Genomic DNA, 17,966 nt, shown 5'->3' on the forward strand with positions numbered 1-17,966 from the left:
AATCAAAATAACTCTTTTTTAAAGTGCTTACATGGAGACAGCAATATAAAAAATCCCCTCAAAAGAGGAGATTCGATTAGTCTTGAATATGACGGTCTAAGTTCTTCTGATAATCAGCATTGGATTTGCCTTTTTCATCAGCAAATTTCTTGCGGAACTCATCCATTTCTTTGGAAGTGACAATCTTATCTTGGAGTTTAAGATACTTGTAGCTATGTTCATTGGTTTTATCACCTACCCAGCCACCTGCACCGCTACCAGGAACATTTTTCGTCACTAGCATTTGAGCACCGTCAGAGTATCCTGGAATAACAAGTGCACTATCTGACAACCAAGCTTGAGCCTTAGCATATTTGGAATAACGTTTTTGAAGGTCTGTTTTCTCACTATTTGCATCATCAAGCAATTCTTTGTATTTATCCAATCCAACTGTTTTAATAACTGGATTGTCTGTTCCTGGTGCTACACCAAGAGAGCTGAGGAGACTTGGACCTGAAGTTGGATCAAATACATCTAGGTAAGTCGATGGATCCGCAAAGTCTGGACTCCAACCACTGACTGCATTAATATCCCAGTCGGTATTGGCATTGGAAGTAGCTAGAACAGTCATACTGCCCAATTCGTCATCAGAAACTTGTTGAATATCAACAACTACATTGTCAGAGCCTAAGGCTTCCTCAATAGATTGTTTATAAGACTGAACCTGACGAATAAAATCTGGACTTGATGAAGAAATTGGCAAATCTAAATGAATTGGGAACTGGACTCCATCAGCTTGGAGAGTTTTTTTAGCAGCTTCAAACTTAGCTTTAGCCTTGTCTACATTATGAAGTGAATCTTGGGCATCATCAAGACTGACATCTTTCCAGACATTATCCAACTTATCCAATTCTGTCTTAGTAACTTGACCAAATGTTTGATCTCCTACTTGTACAAATGTTGGAGGAGTGAAACTTGTACGTAACTTACGAGGTCCTACTTCATCACCAAATACTTGAGAAATAGCTGCTTTACGATCTGCCGCAAAAGCCAAAGCTTGACGGAAATCTTTGTTTAACAAGGCTTTCTTAGTAGAGGTCTTTTCTGCATCACTTGTTTTAGCAGTATGATTGTATGACACACGATCAATATTAGTAGACATATAGAATACGCCACCTCTTTGTTGACTGTATACAATATTATCCTTGTACTTTTCTTTTAGACGTTCATAGTTAGCAGAGTTTTTAAAGAGTGGTGCAGCTGGATAGTGTCCCTCATCAAAACCGCGTCCTAGAGAGTCTGCATCTTGACCATCAAAGAAGGATAACTTGATATCATCAATAAAGACATTTTGTTTATCCCAGTAGTTTTGATTTTTGGTCATTTCGATAGAAGACTTAGATGTAAGACCTTTGAGGAGATAAGGCCCATTGTATAGAATGCTCGTTACATCAGTTGGTTTACCAAAGTCATCTCCTTTAGAAGCTAAAAAGTCTTCATTTACTGGTGCAAGAACTCCCATTGTTGTTTTTGAATTCCAGAAAGATTCTGGATGATTCAAAGTATAAACAATAGTATAATCGTCTGTTGCTTTTACACCAACAGTAGAAAAATCCGTTGTTTTCCCATTTACATAGTCATCCAATCCTTTAATTGATTCCTGTACCAAATAGAGGGCCTGTGATTTCTTATCTGCTGCATGCTTCAGACCAGTTACAAAGTCCTGAGCCTTAACTTCACCATATTCTTCCCCCTCATTGGTATACCATTTGACACCCTGACGGATTTTATAGGTATAGGTCAAACCATCTTTGGAAACAGTCCAATCTTCTGCAACTGATGGTACTAGATTCCCGTATTGATCATTTTCAAGTAAACCGTCAATAACGTTCCCTGTGATCTGTTTTGTACTCTTATTACCAGAAACGGTATAATCTAGAGTCGTAGGATCTGATGAAAATACATAGGCATAAGTAACTGGTTTAGTTGCTGGTTTAGTTGCTTCTTTATTACCATTAGCAGATGAACACGCTACTAGCACTGCTGCCGAGAGTACAGTAACTCCTGTTGCTAAGAAAACACGTTTTTTCATAAACAAACTCCTTTGCAATTTGTATAAGATTATTATAGCACTTTTAAAAAGTAAATCAACTAAATTTACTAGGTTATCATGTTTTGTTTTATCTATACCAAGTACTGCTTCAACTCCTTTTTTGTGATATAATAGTCTTATCTTTTATATAGAGGTATAGTCATGAAAGAAACTGTTTATTTTGGAACTTATACGCGTCGTACTTCCCAAGGGATTTACAAGGCGGACTTTGATACAGAAACTGGTCAGCTTTCAAATCTAGAACTTTTTGCAGCTGAACCAAGTCCGACCTACCTTGCCTTTGACCAGCATCAACATTTATACACTGTTGGTAGTCAAGACGATAAGGGTGGAATTGCAGCCTATCAAACTAATGGTACCTTATTGAATCATGTCGTTGAAGAGGGAGCCCCACATTGTTATGTTGCCGTTGATGAAAAACGTGATTTGGTTTACGCAGCTAACTACCACAAGGGACAGGTCCTTGTTTATAAACGTCAGAAAGATGGTCGTCTTCTACTTAGTGATGTTGATCAACACAGTGGCCAAGGTCCACATGAAAATCAAGCTTCTCCACATGTTCACTATACAGATTTAACACCTGACCACTATCTAGTGACCTGCGACTTAGGTACTGACCAAGTAATCACTTATGATCTTGATTCAGAAGGAAAATTATCTAAGCTCTATACCTATCATAGCCAGCCAGGAGCAGGCTCACGCCATATTATTTTCCATAACCATTATAAAATCGCTTATCTCATTTGTGAACTCAATAGCACTATCGAAGTTCTAATCTACGATGGTGTTGGCGAATTTGAACGCATGCAAGTCATTTCAACTCTACCAGACGGTTATGAAGGCTTTAATGGTACTGCTGCTATTCGTCTCTCTAAAGATGGTAAATACCTCTACGCCTCTAACCGTGGTCATGATTCTATCGCAGTATATACAATTCTTGCGGACGGTAGCTTAGAGTTGTTAGAAATCGTTCCAACGCATGGTCAGACTCCACGTGATTTTGATTTGACACCAGACCAAGAATTTGTCATTGCTGTCCATCAAGACTCTGACAATGCAACCGTCTTTAAACGCAATCCTGAAACTGGTCGTCTAGCAGAACTTTCTAATGACTTCCATGTCCCAGAAGCGGTCTGCATCAGTTTTGCCCCTTAAGAAAACATAAAAAATGAACTTGGTAACTCAAGTTCATTTTTTTCTTATAGTCTATTTCCGACATTAATACGGTTAATGGCACGTTGCAAAGCAATCTTAGCACGACGTTCTTGGTCAATCAAGTGTTTGTCTTGTGCTTCTTCAATTTCACGCTCTGCTCGAAGTTTGGCACGTTCTGCACGACTAACGTCGATATCACGAGCACGTTCTGCAGAGTCAGCAACAATTGTGACAACGCCATTGGCAACTTCGATAACACCTCCGTTTACTGCAATCCAGTTCACGTGATTTTCATCATCTACACGTTTAACCTTAACCTCATCAACTGCTAAAACTGCAATCATATTTTCATGTCGTGGCAAGATTCCCATCTCACCATCCAGAGTTCGAACTGATACAAAGCTGGCATGGTGATCATAGACGAGACCATCTGGTGTCACGATCTGGACAGTTAACTGAGCCATAGATCACCTCTTAAAATCCCATTTTTTCAGCTTTTGCAATCACATCTTCGATAGAACCAACCCCACGGAAGGCATCTTCTGGCAAGTGGTCGTGTTTACCATCAAGGATTTCCTTAAAGCCACGAACAGTTTCAGCAACTGGAACATAAGAACCTGGCTGACCAGTGAATTGTTCCGCAACGTTGAAGTTTTGTGACAAGAAGAACTGGATACGACGGGCACGAGCAACCAAGGTCTTTTCTTCATCAGAAAGCTCATCCATACCAAGGATAGCAATGATATCTTGCAATTCATGGTAACGTTGAAGAACTCGTTTTACTTCAGCAGCAACTGCATAGTGCTCTTCTCCAACAATTTCAGGTGCCAAGGCACGTGAGCTTGAAGCAAGTGGATCAACGGCTGGGTAGATACCCAATTGTACCAACTTACGTTCCAAGTTTGTTGTTGAATCCAAGTGAGCGAAGGCTGTTGCTGGCGCTGGGTCAGTATAGTCATCCGCTGGCACATAGATAGCCTGGATAGAGGTTACAGAACCCTTCTTGGTTGATGTGATACGCTCTTGCAATTGCCCCATTTCCGTAGCAAGTGTTGGTTGGTAACCAACGGCTGATGGCATACGACCCAAAAGGGCAGATACTTCTGAACCAGCCTGAGTGAAACGGAAGATATTATCGATAAAGAGAAGCACATCTTGGCCTTCCACATCACGGAAATATTCAGCAATTGTCAAACCAGTAAGGGCAACACGCATACGTGCTCCTGGTGGCTCATTCATCTGACCAAATACCATGGCTGTTTTCTCGATAACGCCTGATTCTTTCATTTCCCAGTAAAGGTCATTACCCTCACGAGTACGTTCCCCAACACCGGTAAATACTGAAATACCACCGTGTTCTTGGGCAATGTTGTGAATCAATTCTTGGATTAAGACGGTTTTACCAACTCCGGCACCACCGAAAAGTCCAACCTTACCACCTTTAAGGTAAGGGGCAAGAAGGTCGATAACCTTAATCCCTGTTTCAAGGATTTCAGAAGAGGTAGACAACTCATCAAAAGTTGGAGCTTTTTTATGAATTGGCTGACGCTCTGCATCTTCTGTAAAAGGAGCTTCCAAGTCAATGGTATCTCCCAAAACATTGAAGACACGTCCTAAAGTTTCTTTACCTACTGGTACAGAGATTGGACGACCTGTGTCCAATACTTCCATTCCACGAGTCAAACCATCTGTTGATTCCATGGCGATAGTACGGACCATACCATCTCCCAACTCCAAGGCTACTTCAAGGACGATTTTTGTTTTTCTTTCGTCATTTTTGTAGACGACAAGTGCATTGTTAATCTCAGGAAGTTTTTCCCCTGCTGCAAACAAGACGTCTACAACGGGACCGATAACCTGAGCAATTTTACCTGAACTCATCTCCTTCTCCTATTCTATATAAGATACTGTCGGTCCCTAGCTTAACTAGGTCCTAAGTTCATTTTCATACGAGCTGGACTAGTGCCTATTCTAAGGCACTAGCTCCTGCTACGATTTCTGTAATTTCTTGTGTAATCGCCGCCTGTCTGGCACGGTTATACTGAATTGTCAAATCATTAATGACTTTCTTAGCATTATCTGTCGCTGTTTGCATGGCTGTCATACCCGCAGCATTTTCAGCTGTCTTAGCGTCGATAATAGCACCGTAAATCATACTTTCTGCAAACTGAGGTAACAACTGCTCCAAAATTTCTTCTCGGCTAGTTTCCAATTCAAAGGTCAAGCTGTAACTGTCATCTGCTTCATTTGGATCCAAGTCAACAATTGGTAGCATTTGTTCCACACGCATTTGACTGGTTAGCGTATTGACATGATGGTTATAGCAGACATAGAGTTCATCAAAAAGTTCATTTTGGTACATTTCAACAGTTTTTGAAATAATCTTACGGACTTCATCAAAGCTAGGTTGGTCTGCCAAGCCACGTAGTTCATAAAGTGGTTGAATACCACGAGCTTTAAAGAAATCAGCTCCCATTCCACCAATACAGATCATTTCAAATCCTTTACCGTCTGGATGGTATTCTTCTTTCAGCTCCATAACGGCTTTCAAAATAGAAGAATTATAACCTCCAACCAAACCTCGGTCTGAAGTAATGACGATATAGCCTGTCTTCTTAACTGGACGGCTAATCAACATCGGATTGGTTGAACTACCAGCTCCATTACCATGAAGAATATCCGTCAAAAGTTTACGAACTTTCTGAGCATAAACTTGGAAGTTGCGAGCAGCTTCTTCAGAACGACCTAGCTTAGCAGCTGATACCATCTGCATGGCATTAGTGATTTGACTCGTATTTTTTGTTGAGGCGATTTTTGTTTTAATATCATTTAGAGATACTGCCATCTGACACCTCTATTCTTACTGGAAGCTGGTTTGATTGAGAAACTCTGTAATCGCAGCATCCAAGACTGCTTCTTCTGGCAAGTCTTTTGTATCACGAATGGTTTCCAAAATCTCTGGATGTTGAGCATCAAAGAAGGCATGGAACTCTTCCTCGAAACGAACAATTTCATCTACAGGAACAGTATCCAAGAAACCATGTGTCAAAGCATAGAGAATGGTTACTTGTTTCTCAACAGGTAATGGTTTGTGAACAGGTTGTTTCAAAACTTCCACTGTACGACGTCCACGGTTCAACTTAGCCTGTGTTGCTGCATCCAAGTCAGAACCAAACTTAGTGAAGGCTTCCAACTCACGGTATGAAGCAAGGTCGATACGAAGTGTACCAGCAACCTTTTTCATTGCTTTAATTTGTGCAGAACCACCTACACGAGATACAGATGAACCCGCGTCAATGGCTGGACGAATACCCGCATTGAAGAGACCATCACCAAGGAAGATTTGTCCATCAGTGATTGAAATCACGTTGGTTGCGATATAGGCAGAGATATCTCCTGCTTGTGTCTCGATAAACGGTAAGGCTGTAATAGATCCACCACCAAGTTCATCAGAAACTTTAGCTGAGCGCTCAAGCAAACGGCTGTGAAGGTAGAAAACATCCCCTGGGAAGGCTTCACGACCTGGAGGACGACGAAGCAAGAGTGACAGTTCACGATAAGCTACCGCTTGTTTTGACAAATCATCATAAACGATCAAAACATGCTTACCTTGGTACATAAATTCTTCTGCCATGGCAACCCCAGCATAAGGAGCTAGGAAGAGCAATGGAGATGGTTGTGAAGCAGAGGCTGTCACAACGATTGTGTAATCCAGGGCACCGTACTGACGTAGTGTTTCTACTTGCGTACGAACTGTTGATTCTTTTTGTCCAATCGCAACATAGATACAGATCATATCTTGACCTTTTTGGTTCAAGATTGTATCAATCGCAATGGTTGTTTTCCCTGTCTGACGGTCACCGATAATCAACTCACGTTGACCACGACCAATCGGTACAAGGGCGTCAATAGCTTTCAAACCAGTTTGCAATGGTTCTGATACAGACTTACGTTGCATAACACCAGGAGCTGGCGCTTCTACTGGACGAGTTTTGTCAGTGTGGATTTCTCCAAGACCGTCAACTGGACGACCAAGTGGGTCCACAACACGACCAATCAGACTTTCACCTACTGGGACTTCCATGATTTTACCTGTACGGCGGATTGTATCGCCTTCACGGATATCTGTAAAGTCACCTAGGATGATAATACCGACGTCTGTTGACTCCAAGTTTTGAGCCATACCATAAGAGCCGTTTTCAAAAATCAACAACTCTCCACTCATGGCATTTTCAAGACCGTGAGCACGCGCGATACCGTCCCCGATATAGGTTACAACACCTGTTTCAGTCACATCAAAATTGGGTTTGAAATTTTCAATTTGTTGCTTAATTAAAGCGCTGATTTCTTGTGCGTTAATTGCCAAAAGAACACCACTTTCTATTTCAAATTTTCTTTAACAACTTTAAGTTGTTGTTTAATACTCACATCAATTGTCTTGTGATTGGCAAAAATGACAAAACCACCAATAAGACTTTCATCGATTTGTTCTTTTACACTCCTTACTTTAAGAGACATTTTTTTCTCAATCAAAGGGAGCAAGCGACTCTTCTGTTCATCCGTTAAAGGATGAGCTGACGTAATCGTCACTTCAAATCGATTTGTTTCTTTTTCAAGTCGGTTCAAGCAATCTACAAGAATATCATAAAAAAGATTTGCTCTGTGATTGTAGATAAGAACCTGGATAAAGTTTTGCAATAAAGGTGACACTGAGTCTTGGAAGAAAGAAATCGTTTTTTCCTTGTCAGACTCGTCTACTGCCACTTTTTTTAAAAAAGAAGGTAAACCTGTTTCTTCAGCAACTTGCTTGATTTGAGCTAAGTCTGAAAAGATACGGTCTTCTTCTCCTTTTTCTAAAACCAATTGGACAAAAGGCATGCTGTATTTTTCAATTACCTTTACTGTTTTCTTGTCCATTAAGCTTCTCCTAACTGATCGATATACTGATCAATGAGTTCTTTATGGGCATGACCGTCAAGGTTTTGTGAGATGATTTTACCAGCCAAGCTGATTGTCAAATCTGCTACCTCACCCTTAACGCTTTGTAAAGCTTCAGCTTTATTTTGAGCAATTTCTTGGTTCGCTTTTTCTTTCAAGCGTCCTGCTTCTAGCTTAGCATCTGCTAAAATACTAGCTTTGCTTTTCTCAGCTGTTTCTTTCGCATTCTCAATGATTGTCTTAGCTTCTTTACGGCTACCAGCCAATTCATCTTCGCGTTTTTGAGCCAATACTTCTGCTTTTTGACGTGCTTGTTCAGCTCCGTCAATATCTGCTGCAATTTTTTCTGCTCTTTGTTCGAAAATGCTAGTCAAATTTGACCAAGCGTATTTCTTAACCAAGACTAGCAAGAGAATAAAGGAACCAGCGATTAGTATAAAGTCACCAAGTAATTCACCTACTGTTACATTCATAAACTACTCCTTTCTATTCTTCTTCATTAATTTTATTTCCTAGGTACATTGAAGATAACAATGTAAATACATATGCTTGTACACAAGAAATAAAAACAGAAAATGCAGTCCAGATTAGATTTGTTCCAAAAGCAATAGGATACCAATAGAAGGCCTGATGAGAAAGTAGGACTAACATACTTGCCATCACTTCCCCTGCAAAGATATTACCAAAGACCCGCAATGCAAGTGAAAGGAGATTGGTAACTTCTTCCAAGAGATTCATTGGCGTCATAAAACCTGGTGTTACAAATGCTTTTAAATACTTTTTGATTCCACGACGACGAATTCCTTCTACGTGGGTCATCAAGATAATTGTAAAAGACAAGACCAAGTCAAATGACAAATTTGCTGTTGGTGAGGTCCAAAGATTTACACCATCTGTAGTCTGAATTCTAGCCATTAAGCCAATATTATTTGCAATGGCCATAAATAGGAATAAACAGAAATAAAAGAGAGAATAATCCTTTATCATTGGACCAAGGTTTGATTTTGTAAATCCAACAACAAAATCAAATAAATACTCTAATACATTTTGTTTTCCTGTGGGTCTCAAAGTCATATTTCGAGTTGCCCAATAAATAAAGCCAAAAATAAGTGCTACAGTCAACAAAGTCAAAACTACTATGGTTAAATTAAAGGTAACAGGACCAATATTGATGGTTGGATTAATACTTTCTTCCATCTAAAATCCTCCCTTTTTCAATTTATACTTCTTTTATTTGATGATAAATGAAAAGACAAGAGTAACGAAGAAAGTACCTTCAATAAAGGCAACCCCTAGGATCATCAAACTACGTAGTTCTGAGATGATATCTGGTTGGCGAGCAACTGATTTCAACAAACCGTTCATCAACATACCTTCACCAAGAGATACACCCATACAGGCAAGACATAGACCGAAAAATGTTAAATTCATGACGAATTCTCCTTTTAATTAAAATTTACTTACTTAGTTTAGTCCTAAAAATTGGATTTGTCAACTTTTTACTAACATTGAAAGCGTTTAATGAAAATTATTTACAATTTTACTATTTTTAAGTCTATTATATAGAAAACTTTGGAAAAAAATTGTAATAAATCCGTCTATTATCTAGGTCTTTCTGAAAAATAATGAAAAAATCCGAGATGAAATCTCGGATGGAAATTAATATATTTTTTTAACCTAATGTTCTTTTAGTAAGTAGGATTAAAGGGAAATCAACTAGAAAACTTTCGTCTCCTACATATTTATTAAGCACGCACTGTAACGCTGGTTCCATCTTCCTTATAAAGATTGATGAGACCTTCTTTGAGAGCTCGAACCATGTCTCCAGCTTGAACAGGTTGTGGGACCTTGATTGTCAAGAGTTCCATTGGATTTGGAGCGCGGTCTATTTTATTGCCTTTGGCATCATGTAAATTTTCGATATACGTTTCAAAATGACGGAAACCTGGGCCATAAAACTCAACTTGGTCTCCTTCGTTAATAACGTTCCGTTGACGAATAGTTGCTGTTTGTGTCGCATCATCATAAGAAACCACTTCAGCAACAAACTTGTACTCAGGAATTTTACGACGAGCACCAAATAACTGCTCATTTTCAGATGGTGTACCGTAGTAGAAACCTGTTGCTAATTCACGTTGGGCAACCTTCCACATCTCATCAATCAAGTCTTGCTTGATAGCTTCAAACTTCTCTGGACTCTCTAGATAAGCATCAACAGCCGCCTTATAACAGTTAGTTACTGTTGAAACATAGTGAATAGACTTCATGCGTCCTTCGATCTTCAGACTGTCCACACCGTTTTCAATCATATCTGGGATATGGTCAATCATAGACATATCAACGGCTGACATTGAAAATTCTTCAGGAATTTCACCTTTAAGACTCTTACGTTCCTTCCCAAATGGCATATCGTAAAGGTCGTACTTCCAACGGCAAGACTGAGAGCAACCACCACGGTTAGCATCACGCATACTCATGTGATTTGAAAGCGTACAGCGACCTGAGTAGGAAATACACATAGCTCCATGAACAAAGGCTTCAATCTCAACGTCTGTACGTTTGCGAATTTCTGCCAATTCTTCCATTGAAACCTCACGCGCCAAAACGACACGAGTCAAGCCCAGTTCTTTCCAGAACTCAAGAGTTTCATAGTTGGTGGCACTTGCTTGGGTAGAAAGGTGGATTTCAAGACCTGGTGCTTCAGTCGCTGCAATCATAATCAAAGCTGGGTCAGATACGATAACTGCTGCAATCCCGATATCACGCAGTTTACGGAACCACTCACCAGCACCAGCTTCATTTCCTTCGTGCATAACCATATTGGCAGCTACATAGACTTTAGCACCGTACTTAGCCGCAAACTGTACGCCTTCTTCCATCTGTTCGAAAGTAAAGTTTCCGGCACGGCTACGAAGACCATAGGCCTGACCACCGATAAAGACAGCATCTGCTCCATATTGAACAGCTACTTTTAGCTTCTCTAAAGTTCCTGCAGGTGATAAAACCTCAGGACGTTTTAATGTTTTTGTCATGTTTTCTCCTATTTGCAATATAAAAGTTTGACGTTTTTCCTTCTCATTTTATAGTAAATAAGCGATAAAATCAAGCCTAGACAGATTGTTTTGACAATTCTAATCTTTTAGACTTTAGATAACAGAGTTCTAAAAGCTTTTACTTATAACAAACTTCTCACATCATCATCTCGTGAAAAATTTATACTCAATAAAAATCAAAAAGCAAACAAGGCAGCTAGGCGTACAGCAAGGAGAAGCTAAAAATATCCTCCGATACACTACTTTCATCTAGCATATCGGAGGATTAGCTCTTATAACAATTTTCCTATTATGGAACACCTACAATCTGGCAACCATAATTAACTATCTTAAATCATTAAAAGCAAGTAAGCATCTGAAGGATTTGCACCTTCTATACTCTATTCTCACTTTTGATAAACTAAGAGCGAAAAATTTAGCTTCTAGTCTTCTTTTCTTTTGGCTACATAAAGAGTAAGCAAGATTCCACTTCCTAAAAGAATTGAAATGACATCTGTTTGGCTTCCAGTATTCGGTAAGGCTACTCTTGTATGATTCGTCATTCCAGAAGTTTCATAATCTGGGATTTGAGTATTTGGCTCAGATGTTACTGGAACTGCGTTTGGAATCTCTACAGTGTCAGAGGTATGTGAATCAAGTACAGTTTGATTATTTGTACTTGGGATGCCTGTTTCTGGTGCACCTGTTCCTGGCTTCCCTGTATTTGGAGTACCTGCTCCTGGAGTGTCTGGTGTTCCGGTTTCTGGTGTTCCCGTATTTGGAGTACCTGAACCCGGAGTGTTTGGTTTGCCGGTTTCTGGTTTCGGATCCGGTTTTGATTCCGGCTTAACCGGTTTGTCTGATGGTGGTGTAATTCTTCCTGATTCTAGTTTCGGTTGTTCTGGTGGTGTTGTTCCAGTATTTCCTGGTTGTACAGGGGTTGGATTCACAGCACAATTACATATTCCATCCTTACCATCACGTCCATCTTTTCCATCTTTTCCATCTTTTCCGTCTTTACCATTTTTCACTACAATTTCTTGTTTTGTTCCATCTGGATTTGTGATGACAATTGTATGACTTCCATCTAGATTCTCTTTCGTTTCAATTGTAGGAGATTTACCGTCTTGGCCATTTTTCACTACAATCTCACGTTTTGATCCATCTGGGTTGGTAATAATAATTGTATGGCTTCCATCAGAGTTTTCTCTTGTTTCAATTATCGCTGATTTACCATCAATACCATTACGACCGTCACGACCATCTACTCCGTTATAGATATCTTCCTCACTAATCAAAGTATCTCCAGCAGTATAGGTCAAAGTATTATCATTATCGTAATAAACTGTAATATGAACGCCAATTGGCTCCGTTGCTGGTTGAGTAGTTGCACGATCTTCATCCACACTTCTTGCTCTTCTAGCGCTTCGAGGTTGTGCAGGATAAATTGGTTTTAGTTCAATTCTTGGAGAACGTCCATCTTTTCCGTTTTCTCCATTTTTAACCGTTGTTGCAATTGGTTCTTTACCATCTGGTTGAGTAATTGAAATTGTATGACTTCCATCTGGATTTGTCACTACACTTACTTCTGGTGTAAAGCCGTCTTTTCCGTCACGGCCGGCTACTCCAGCTTCACCTTTATCACCTTTTGCTCCCTTGATATTTCCTGCTGGTTTCCACTCTCCATTTTTCTTAACAAGGACATCTCCTGTTGTTGTATTGATGAATGTGTCGCCATCTTTTCCATCTTGGGCTTTTGGTGCATTTGCGCCACTTAAGATATCCTTCCCGTCTCTGCCGTTTTGCCCTGGTAAACCTTGAGCTCCATCTTGCCCACGTTCACCTTGAATACCTTGGTCACCCTTGTCACCTTTTGGTCCAGCTGCTCCGTCTTGTCCATCTTTAATCACGGATGTGCCTAGAACTGTATCTGTTCCTTCGTCAAACTGATTATTGGCATTCTTGTCACTATAGAACGTTAATGTCGTTTCTTTCTTAGTTTCATCACGGTCTACTTTAACTTTTGGAGTCTCACCATCTTTACCATTTTTAATAACGGTTGATACCGGTTGTCCACCTGGTTGTGAAATCGTAACTGTATGCGTTCCATCATTGTTTTCTGCCACAGTTACAGTTGGTGTAGCTGGTGTTAAGTCTACAACATCTATGGTGATATCTTTGGTAATTGATTTAGTTTTACCTGCATTTGTCACCGTTACTGGTATATCAAATGCTCCAGCTATTGTTGGTGTTCCTGAAATAGTCTTAGCAGATTCATCGTATGTTACACCATCTGGAAGTTTGGTCTTATCAACCGTTAATGTAGCACCTGCTGGTACTGTAAACGTAATTGGACGAAGACCAGTTTTTCCTAGCGCAATCATTTGACGATCATTTTTAATGTCTAATGATACTGGATCATCTACTACCGTTACAGTGATAATCTCTTCTGCACTACCTTTACCTAATGTTTCAGAATCCAATGTTGCTTTTAAACGAACTTTATAAACACCAGGCTTGGTTGGAGTTCCACTAATTGTATGCGTTGTAGCATTATAATTTAAACCTGCAGTTGATCCAAGATATGAGTCTAAGTCTGTTTCCGGTAAATCTACGCTTAGATAACGAGCACCTAAACTTGAATGTTCACTGTGAGAAACCACCATATTTTTAATAGTTTCACCCAGACGAATCGTTTGTTCTTTTTCTGTAACATTAATACTTACAGGAAGTGGGCGAACATTAATTTTAATATGCCCCCCATCAACTGGAGATTCTGCCATTTCTGGGAAAGTCGCTTTATATGGAATTAAATATTCTCCCACTTTAGATGGTGTGCCAGAAATTGTTCTACTTGCTGAATCATAAGTAACTCCTGGTGGTAATTGACTTGTATCAACTTCTAATCTAGCTTTAGCATCCGAAGGAGTTAAAACTACATTGTCTATAGCAGTTAGAACATCTTTCTCTTGTTCCTTATTGTCAACGGTTACAGTTAAATTACGCGATGTTACATTTATCGTTAAGGTTGCGCTTGCTGTTGAATTACCACTAATTGTTGGACTTGTCGCTGTGAATGTTGCTGTATACGTTCCTACTTTTGTAGGAGTACCTGAAACTGTTTTAGTCGTAGCATCGTAGTTCACACCTGGAGGTAGTGAGCCTGAAGTTATCGCTAAATTAGCTCCATCTGCTTTCAACTTAATCGAAGGAAGTTCATCCAAAACTTTCACTTCTTTTTTATTGTCTGGAATCGAAAAGTCTAAAGGAACACTTTTTACTGTGATATTCACATACCCATATGTCGATTGATTGGTTCCACCTGCAGTAGTTCTATTAACATAGCCATACACTTGGAAGGTCCCTACTTGAGTCGGTATTCCTGTTATAGTTTTGTTATCCGCAGACCAATTTAAACCATTTGGTAAACTGCCGCCTGTGTAACTTACTGTCGCATTTTTAGGAATTTTAAGAGTAATCGGTGGTATTGATTCACCTGCTGTAAACGTGTAATCAGTTGTTGGGACATTAAAGTTTCCTGGCGTTACGGTCAAATCAACTACTTTAGTAATGGAAGCCCCATCTTTTGTAGCAGTAACTGGAATCAGATAATGTCCTTCATATAATCCAGTACCTGATAATGTTTTGCTATTGCTATCATACATAACACCATCTGGCAGTGTTCCTACTGTAACCGTTGCTCCCTCACTAGCTGTTACAACCATATCTGCAAATTTAGTTCCTTCTGAAACTGTTTGCTTATCATTCGTTACAGATAAAGTTAAATCAGAAACTGGTGGAGGGGTAACTGTATAGGTAAAGCTTATCTTAATCTGACGACTTTGACCTTCATTATTGGTATAAGTAGCTGTTACAATCGCTGTTTGTGGTGCATCTGTATGTTTTAAAGCATAACCTGTTAGTCCTGTATTGTCAGCATTAGGACTTAGGTAGAGATGGCCTCCATCAGCCTCAACTGATAGACTCGTAATCTTACTACCATTTGTCATCGAAACAGGAATAGTTGGGATAGCTTGTCCTTCTTGCCAGCTTTGATTGGAAATAGGATTTAGTCCATCCATTACCTCGAACTTATAGGTACGAGCTGGGACATTGGCTCCAAAGTGTCCATCCTTTGCTGTAGCTGTAATAGTATAGACACCTGCAGCTAAAGTCTTACCATTTTGTTTGATAATCTTAAATCTAGTAGGATTTTCAGTGTCTTTTGTAATCTCAACCCCATTAGGTTTATTATTGATTTCTAATGTTGCATTAGACTTATTAAGCACTAAGTTTCCTAGATTCTGCTCCTTATCCGAGATAGGCACAGCTACTGGAATTGGATTCGTTACGCGGTAAAGCTTATCCGCATCAAACATAACATCAGCATTGGTTAAAGTAAAGTTAGCATTTTCGTCCGAACCCCCAGTTGGTGTCGTTTGAGAAACCTCTCTAGTCACTAAATTCAAATGATGCTTTGTCACCCGTCCAATATTATCTGTAACATTAAATTCTACAAAATACGTTCCTGCTTTTTCTGGTAATGTCTTAAAATTAATACGATAGGGAGATACATTATCCCCTGATGAGTCAGCATAATAAGCACTAACAGAAGAATTAACTGGTTTATTTCCCGTCAAAACATCACTTGACTCAACGGTACTATAAACAAAAACATTATCAGCGGTAGGAGCTTTATCCATTATAAACTCCACTGTAACCCCAGGACTACCTCCTGTCTGTTCAAACTTAGTAATGGTAACGGGAGCATTATTTCCTACTAGATTATATTCATCTTTTCTCCCTGGTAATGACAACCATAGGTTAGACGTATACTGAGGACTATCTGGAGTCGCATCCGCTATCGTTTTAGGACTTCTATCATGTAAGTAATAACCAAAAGGAGTAGACGTCATGTAAGCTGTGGAAGAAGCTTCATCATATGAAACAGAGTCTCCCATTCGATTGTTCTTAGCTTTATGTTGCTTGTAATAAGGAGAATCAGAATCATAATCATAATATTGATATTTATAATCCTCTACTACTTTATACAACGGCGGTTCTTCTATCGTTAGTTCAGCTGTAATCCTAGTATAGGGATCTGCTTTTGACTGAACTCCGATTGTATAGGTTCCGCTTTGAAGCGTATTATCCAAGGTGACAGTCTTGGTCAGATACCGATTATCTTTACCACCGTCATTAAATACAAATCCTAACCGTTTCGCATCGGGGGTTAATTCCACTTCATTGGGCTCGATATTCGTCAAACCCACCTTATATTTCAACTCTACTGTAGAACCATCTTTTTTAAATTTGTAGTCAGGAATATTACGACCTGTTTCTGCTCCAAAATACCGCTCCAAGGTCATATACGGAGCTTCATTAACAGGCTTGACTGTAACTGTAGTCATATAGGTTTGATTGTTATAAGTGAAGCCAACATTGTAAGTACCAGGCTCTACTGTAGTTGGAACATTTCCAGATAGGGCGAGAGTGGCGTCCCAAGATCCCGATGCATTAGTAAAAGATTTTTCTATAATCCTTAAACCCAATTTTTGGGTATCTTCATTCAAAGTTGAACCGTTTTTAACACTATAATATAGACTAGAATTGGAGCTATAGTATGGCGCAAAATCGGTAGAAATATCAAATTCGACTTTAGGTGCAGTTGCTGCTCCGTAGGAGTAAACCGTTTTTGACCCTGTTGTCGGGATTAGCACAGCTGGTTGACTCGCCGTCTCTGCATCCAACATATAACTAAGATTGCCTGAATGCCCCATCTTTTTGAGTTGGTTCCAGACTGCCTCGATGGCTTCTGCTAGATTGGTACGAGCTGTTTCAAAGGCTGTATTTGAAGCATCTATTGACTTGAGAGAAGTTCTGGCCTCTGTTAGAAGTTGGTTAGAGCGACGCAAGGCTTCTTCGATGGCAGCTTTTTGATTTGAGTTTGTTAGACCGCTCAGGTATTTTTCAGCTTCCTTCGTTACTACCTCTGCCTCTGTAATCGTGGTTCCCAATTGATCCTTGTCAGGATTTGTAACTTCTTCCTTTTCCTCCAATTTCGCCAGAGGAGCCTCTACTAGTGATTTTCTATCGGATTCTTTATGAACAGTCTCTGCCACTTCTTTTGGCAACATTTCTGGCTGAGCTTTTGGATCCTTTTCTGTAGAAACTGCTTTTTCTGAATTTGAAATGCTTGTTTCAACTGACGGTTGAGTTACAACTGGTTTTTCTGCCGATAGATCTGACTCAGGTTTAGGAACAACTTGATTTTTATCAATGTCTACAGTAGCTGCTTCTACTTTGGGTTGAACTACTTCAGCATCTGAGTCCTTTTGCTTTTCCGCATGGACACCAATCACTTCACTGGCGCGTACAACTGGCGCATTGGCTACAGCACCAATAAAGAATTGCCCAATCAAAACAGATGCCACACCGACACTGAATTTTCTAATGGCAAACTTTTGACGTTTTTCGAATTTCACTTCTATTCTCCCTTATTATTTTTTCAAGTTCTTTTATCAAACAATAATAAACATATACTAAATCATAAGCAAATGTGTATATTACTGCCTATTTTACTATTTTAATACTTTCTAACTAAAAATCAATAGATATCCACAGTTTCCTTTCACACCCAAAGTAGAAATAGCCACTAATAATAAATTTATCACAAAATAAAATACATAAAAATAATAACTATTCATTTTATTAAGTATTTGTTCTTATTATACGCATATTTACCCCCC

General features: G+C 39.4%; 12 protein-coding genes. 1 reads left to right on the plus strand and 11 read right to left on the minus strand.

The annotated features are described in order from the left end of the window. Window positions 1–76: 76 nt before the first annotated feature. Entirely contained in the window at window positions 77–2,071 is a 1,995-nt protein-coding gene (locus N8L39_RS02600) for a peptide ABC transporter substrate-binding protein (protein WP_261009763.1), read from the minus strand. A gap of 162 nt (window positions 2,072–2,233) precedes the next feature. Between N8L39_RS02600 and N8L39_RS02605 the strand changes: the two genes are divergently transcribed. Next, window positions 2,234–3,247: a lactonase family protein gene (locus N8L39_RS02605; protein WP_261009762.1), complete on the plus strand. Its 1,014-nt coding sequence runs from the start codon at window positions 2,234–2,236 to the stop codon at window positions 3,245–3,247. 44 nt (window positions 3,248–3,291) lie between these two features. Here the strand turns inward: N8L39_RS02605 and N8L39_RS02610 are convergent, their stop codons facing one another. The 10 genes from N8L39_RS02610 to N8L39_RS02655 form a co-directional block, all read right to left on the minus strand. Beyond that, window positions 3,292–3,711, minus strand: coding sequence for a F0F1 ATP synthase subunit epsilon (locus N8L39_RS02610; protein ID WP_004256585.1), 420 nt, complete (start codon window positions 3,709–3,711; stop codon window positions 3,292–3,294). 10 nt (window positions 3,712–3,721) lie between these two features. After that, window positions 3,722–5,128, minus strand: coding sequence for a F0F1 ATP synthase subunit beta (gene atpD / locus N8L39_RS02615; RefSeq protein ID WP_000094357.1), 1,407 nt, complete (start codon window positions 5,126–5,128; stop codon window positions 3,722–3,724). Between the two features lie 85 nt (window positions 5,129–5,213). Beyond that, window positions 5,214–6,092 carry a F0F1 ATP synthase subunit gamma gene (locus N8L39_RS02620; RefSeq protein WP_000301224.1) on the minus strand — a complete coding sequence of 293 codons (879 nt, stop codon included), beginning with the start codon at window positions 6,090–6,092 and terminating at the stop codon, window positions 5,214–5,216. Between the two features lie 15 nt (window positions 6,093–6,107). Then, window positions 6,108–7,613: a F0F1 ATP synthase subunit alpha gene (gene atpA / locus N8L39_RS02625; protein WP_042900828.1), complete on the minus strand. Its 1,506-nt coding sequence runs from the start codon at window positions 7,611–7,613 to the stop codon at window positions 6,108–6,110. 14 nt (window positions 7,614–7,627) lie between these two features. Beyond that, entirely contained in the window at window positions 7,628–8,164 is a 537-nt protein-coding gene (locus N8L39_RS02630) for a F0F1 ATP synthase subunit delta (RefSeq protein WP_049551105.1), read from the minus strand. After that, on the minus strand, window positions 8,164–8,658 hold the full coding sequence (gene atpF / locus N8L39_RS02635) for a F0F1 ATP synthase subunit B (protein ID WP_001103468.1): 495 nt from the start codon (window positions 8,656–8,658) through the stop codon (window positions 8,164–8,166). The genes N8L39_RS02630 and atpF overlap by 1 nt, the downstream gene beginning before the upstream one ends. 13 nt (window positions 8,659–8,671) lie before the next feature. Further along, window positions 8,672–9,382: a F0F1 ATP synthase subunit A gene (atpB, locus tag N8L39_RS02640; RefSeq protein ID WP_049511088.1), complete on the minus strand. Its 711-nt coding sequence runs from the start codon at window positions 9,380–9,382 to the stop codon at window positions 8,672–8,674. A 33-nt stretch (window positions 9,383–9,415) separates the two neighbouring features. Beyond that, the gene (locus N8L39_RS02645) at window positions 9,416–9,616 is read right to left on the minus strand and encodes a F0F1 ATP synthase subunit C (protein WP_001054560.1); all 201 of its coding nucleotides are present in this window, start codon (window positions 9,614–9,616) and stop codon (window positions 9,416–9,418) included. A 314-nt stretch (window positions 9,617–9,930) separates the two neighbouring features. Beyond that, a complete protein-coding gene (locus tag N8L39_RS02650; protein ID WP_045607117.1) occupies window positions 9,931–11,217 on the minus strand; it encodes a peptidase U32 family protein in 1,287 nt (428 codons plus the stop codon). Window positions 11,218–11,660: 443 nt separating this feature from the next. Then, the gene (locus N8L39_RS02655) at window positions 11,661–17,702 is read right to left on the minus strand and encodes a collagen-flanked surface repeat-containing protein (protein ID WP_261009761.1); all 6,042 of its coding nucleotides are present in this window, start codon (window positions 17,700–17,702) and stop codon (window positions 11,661–11,663) included. Between the last annotated feature and the right edge of the window lie 264 nt (window positions 17,703–17,966).

It is taken from the genome of Streptococcus mitis (assembly GCF_946190285.1).
GTDB lineage: Bacteria > Bacillota > Bacilli > Lactobacillales > Streptococcaceae > Streptococcus > Streptococcus mitis_CP.

What these genes read in the sequence shown, in the direction of transcription:
- atpF (WP_001103468.1), bottom strand. Translation starts at nt 8,658, where the DNA reads ATGAATGTAACAGTAGGTGAATTACTTGGTGACTTTATACTAATCGCT.
- atpB (WP_049511088.1), bottom strand. Translation starts at nt 9,382, where the DNA reads ATGGAAGAAAGTATTAATCCAACCATCAATATTGGTCCTGTTACCTTT.
- N8L39_RS02650 (WP_045607117.1), bottom strand. Translation starts at nt 11,217, where the DNA reads ATGACAAAAACATTAAAACGTCCTGAGGTTTTATCACCTGCAGGAACT.
- N8L39_RS02630 (WP_049551105.1), bottom strand. Translation starts at nt 8,164, where the DNA reads ATGGACAAGAAAACAGTAAAGGTAATTGAAAAATACAGCATGCCTTTT.
- N8L39_RS02610 (WP_004256585.1), bottom strand. Translation starts at nt 3,711, where the DNA reads ATGGCTCAGTTAACTGTCCAGATCGTGACACCAGATGGTCTCGTCTAT.
- atpD (WP_000094357.1), bottom strand. Translation starts at nt 5,128, where the DNA reads ATGAGTTCAGGTAAAATTGCTCAGGTTATCGGTCCCGTTGTAGACGTC.
- N8L39_RS02620 (WP_000301224.1), bottom strand. Translation starts at nt 6,092, where the DNA reads ATGGCAGTATCTCTAAATGATATTAAAACAAAAATCGCCTCAACAAAA.
- N8L39_RS02600 (WP_261009763.1), bottom strand. Translation starts at nt 2,071, where the DNA reads ATGAAAAAACGTGTTTTCTTAGCAACAGGAGTTACTGTACTCTCGGCA.
- N8L39_RS02605 (WP_261009762.1), top strand. Translation starts at nt 2,234, where the DNA reads ATGAAAGAAACTGTTTATTTTGGAACTTATACGCGTCGTACTTCCCAA.
- N8L39_RS02645 (WP_001054560.1), bottom strand. Translation starts at nt 9,616, where the DNA reads ATGAATTTAACATTTTTCGGTCTATGTCTTGCCTGTATGGGTGTATCT.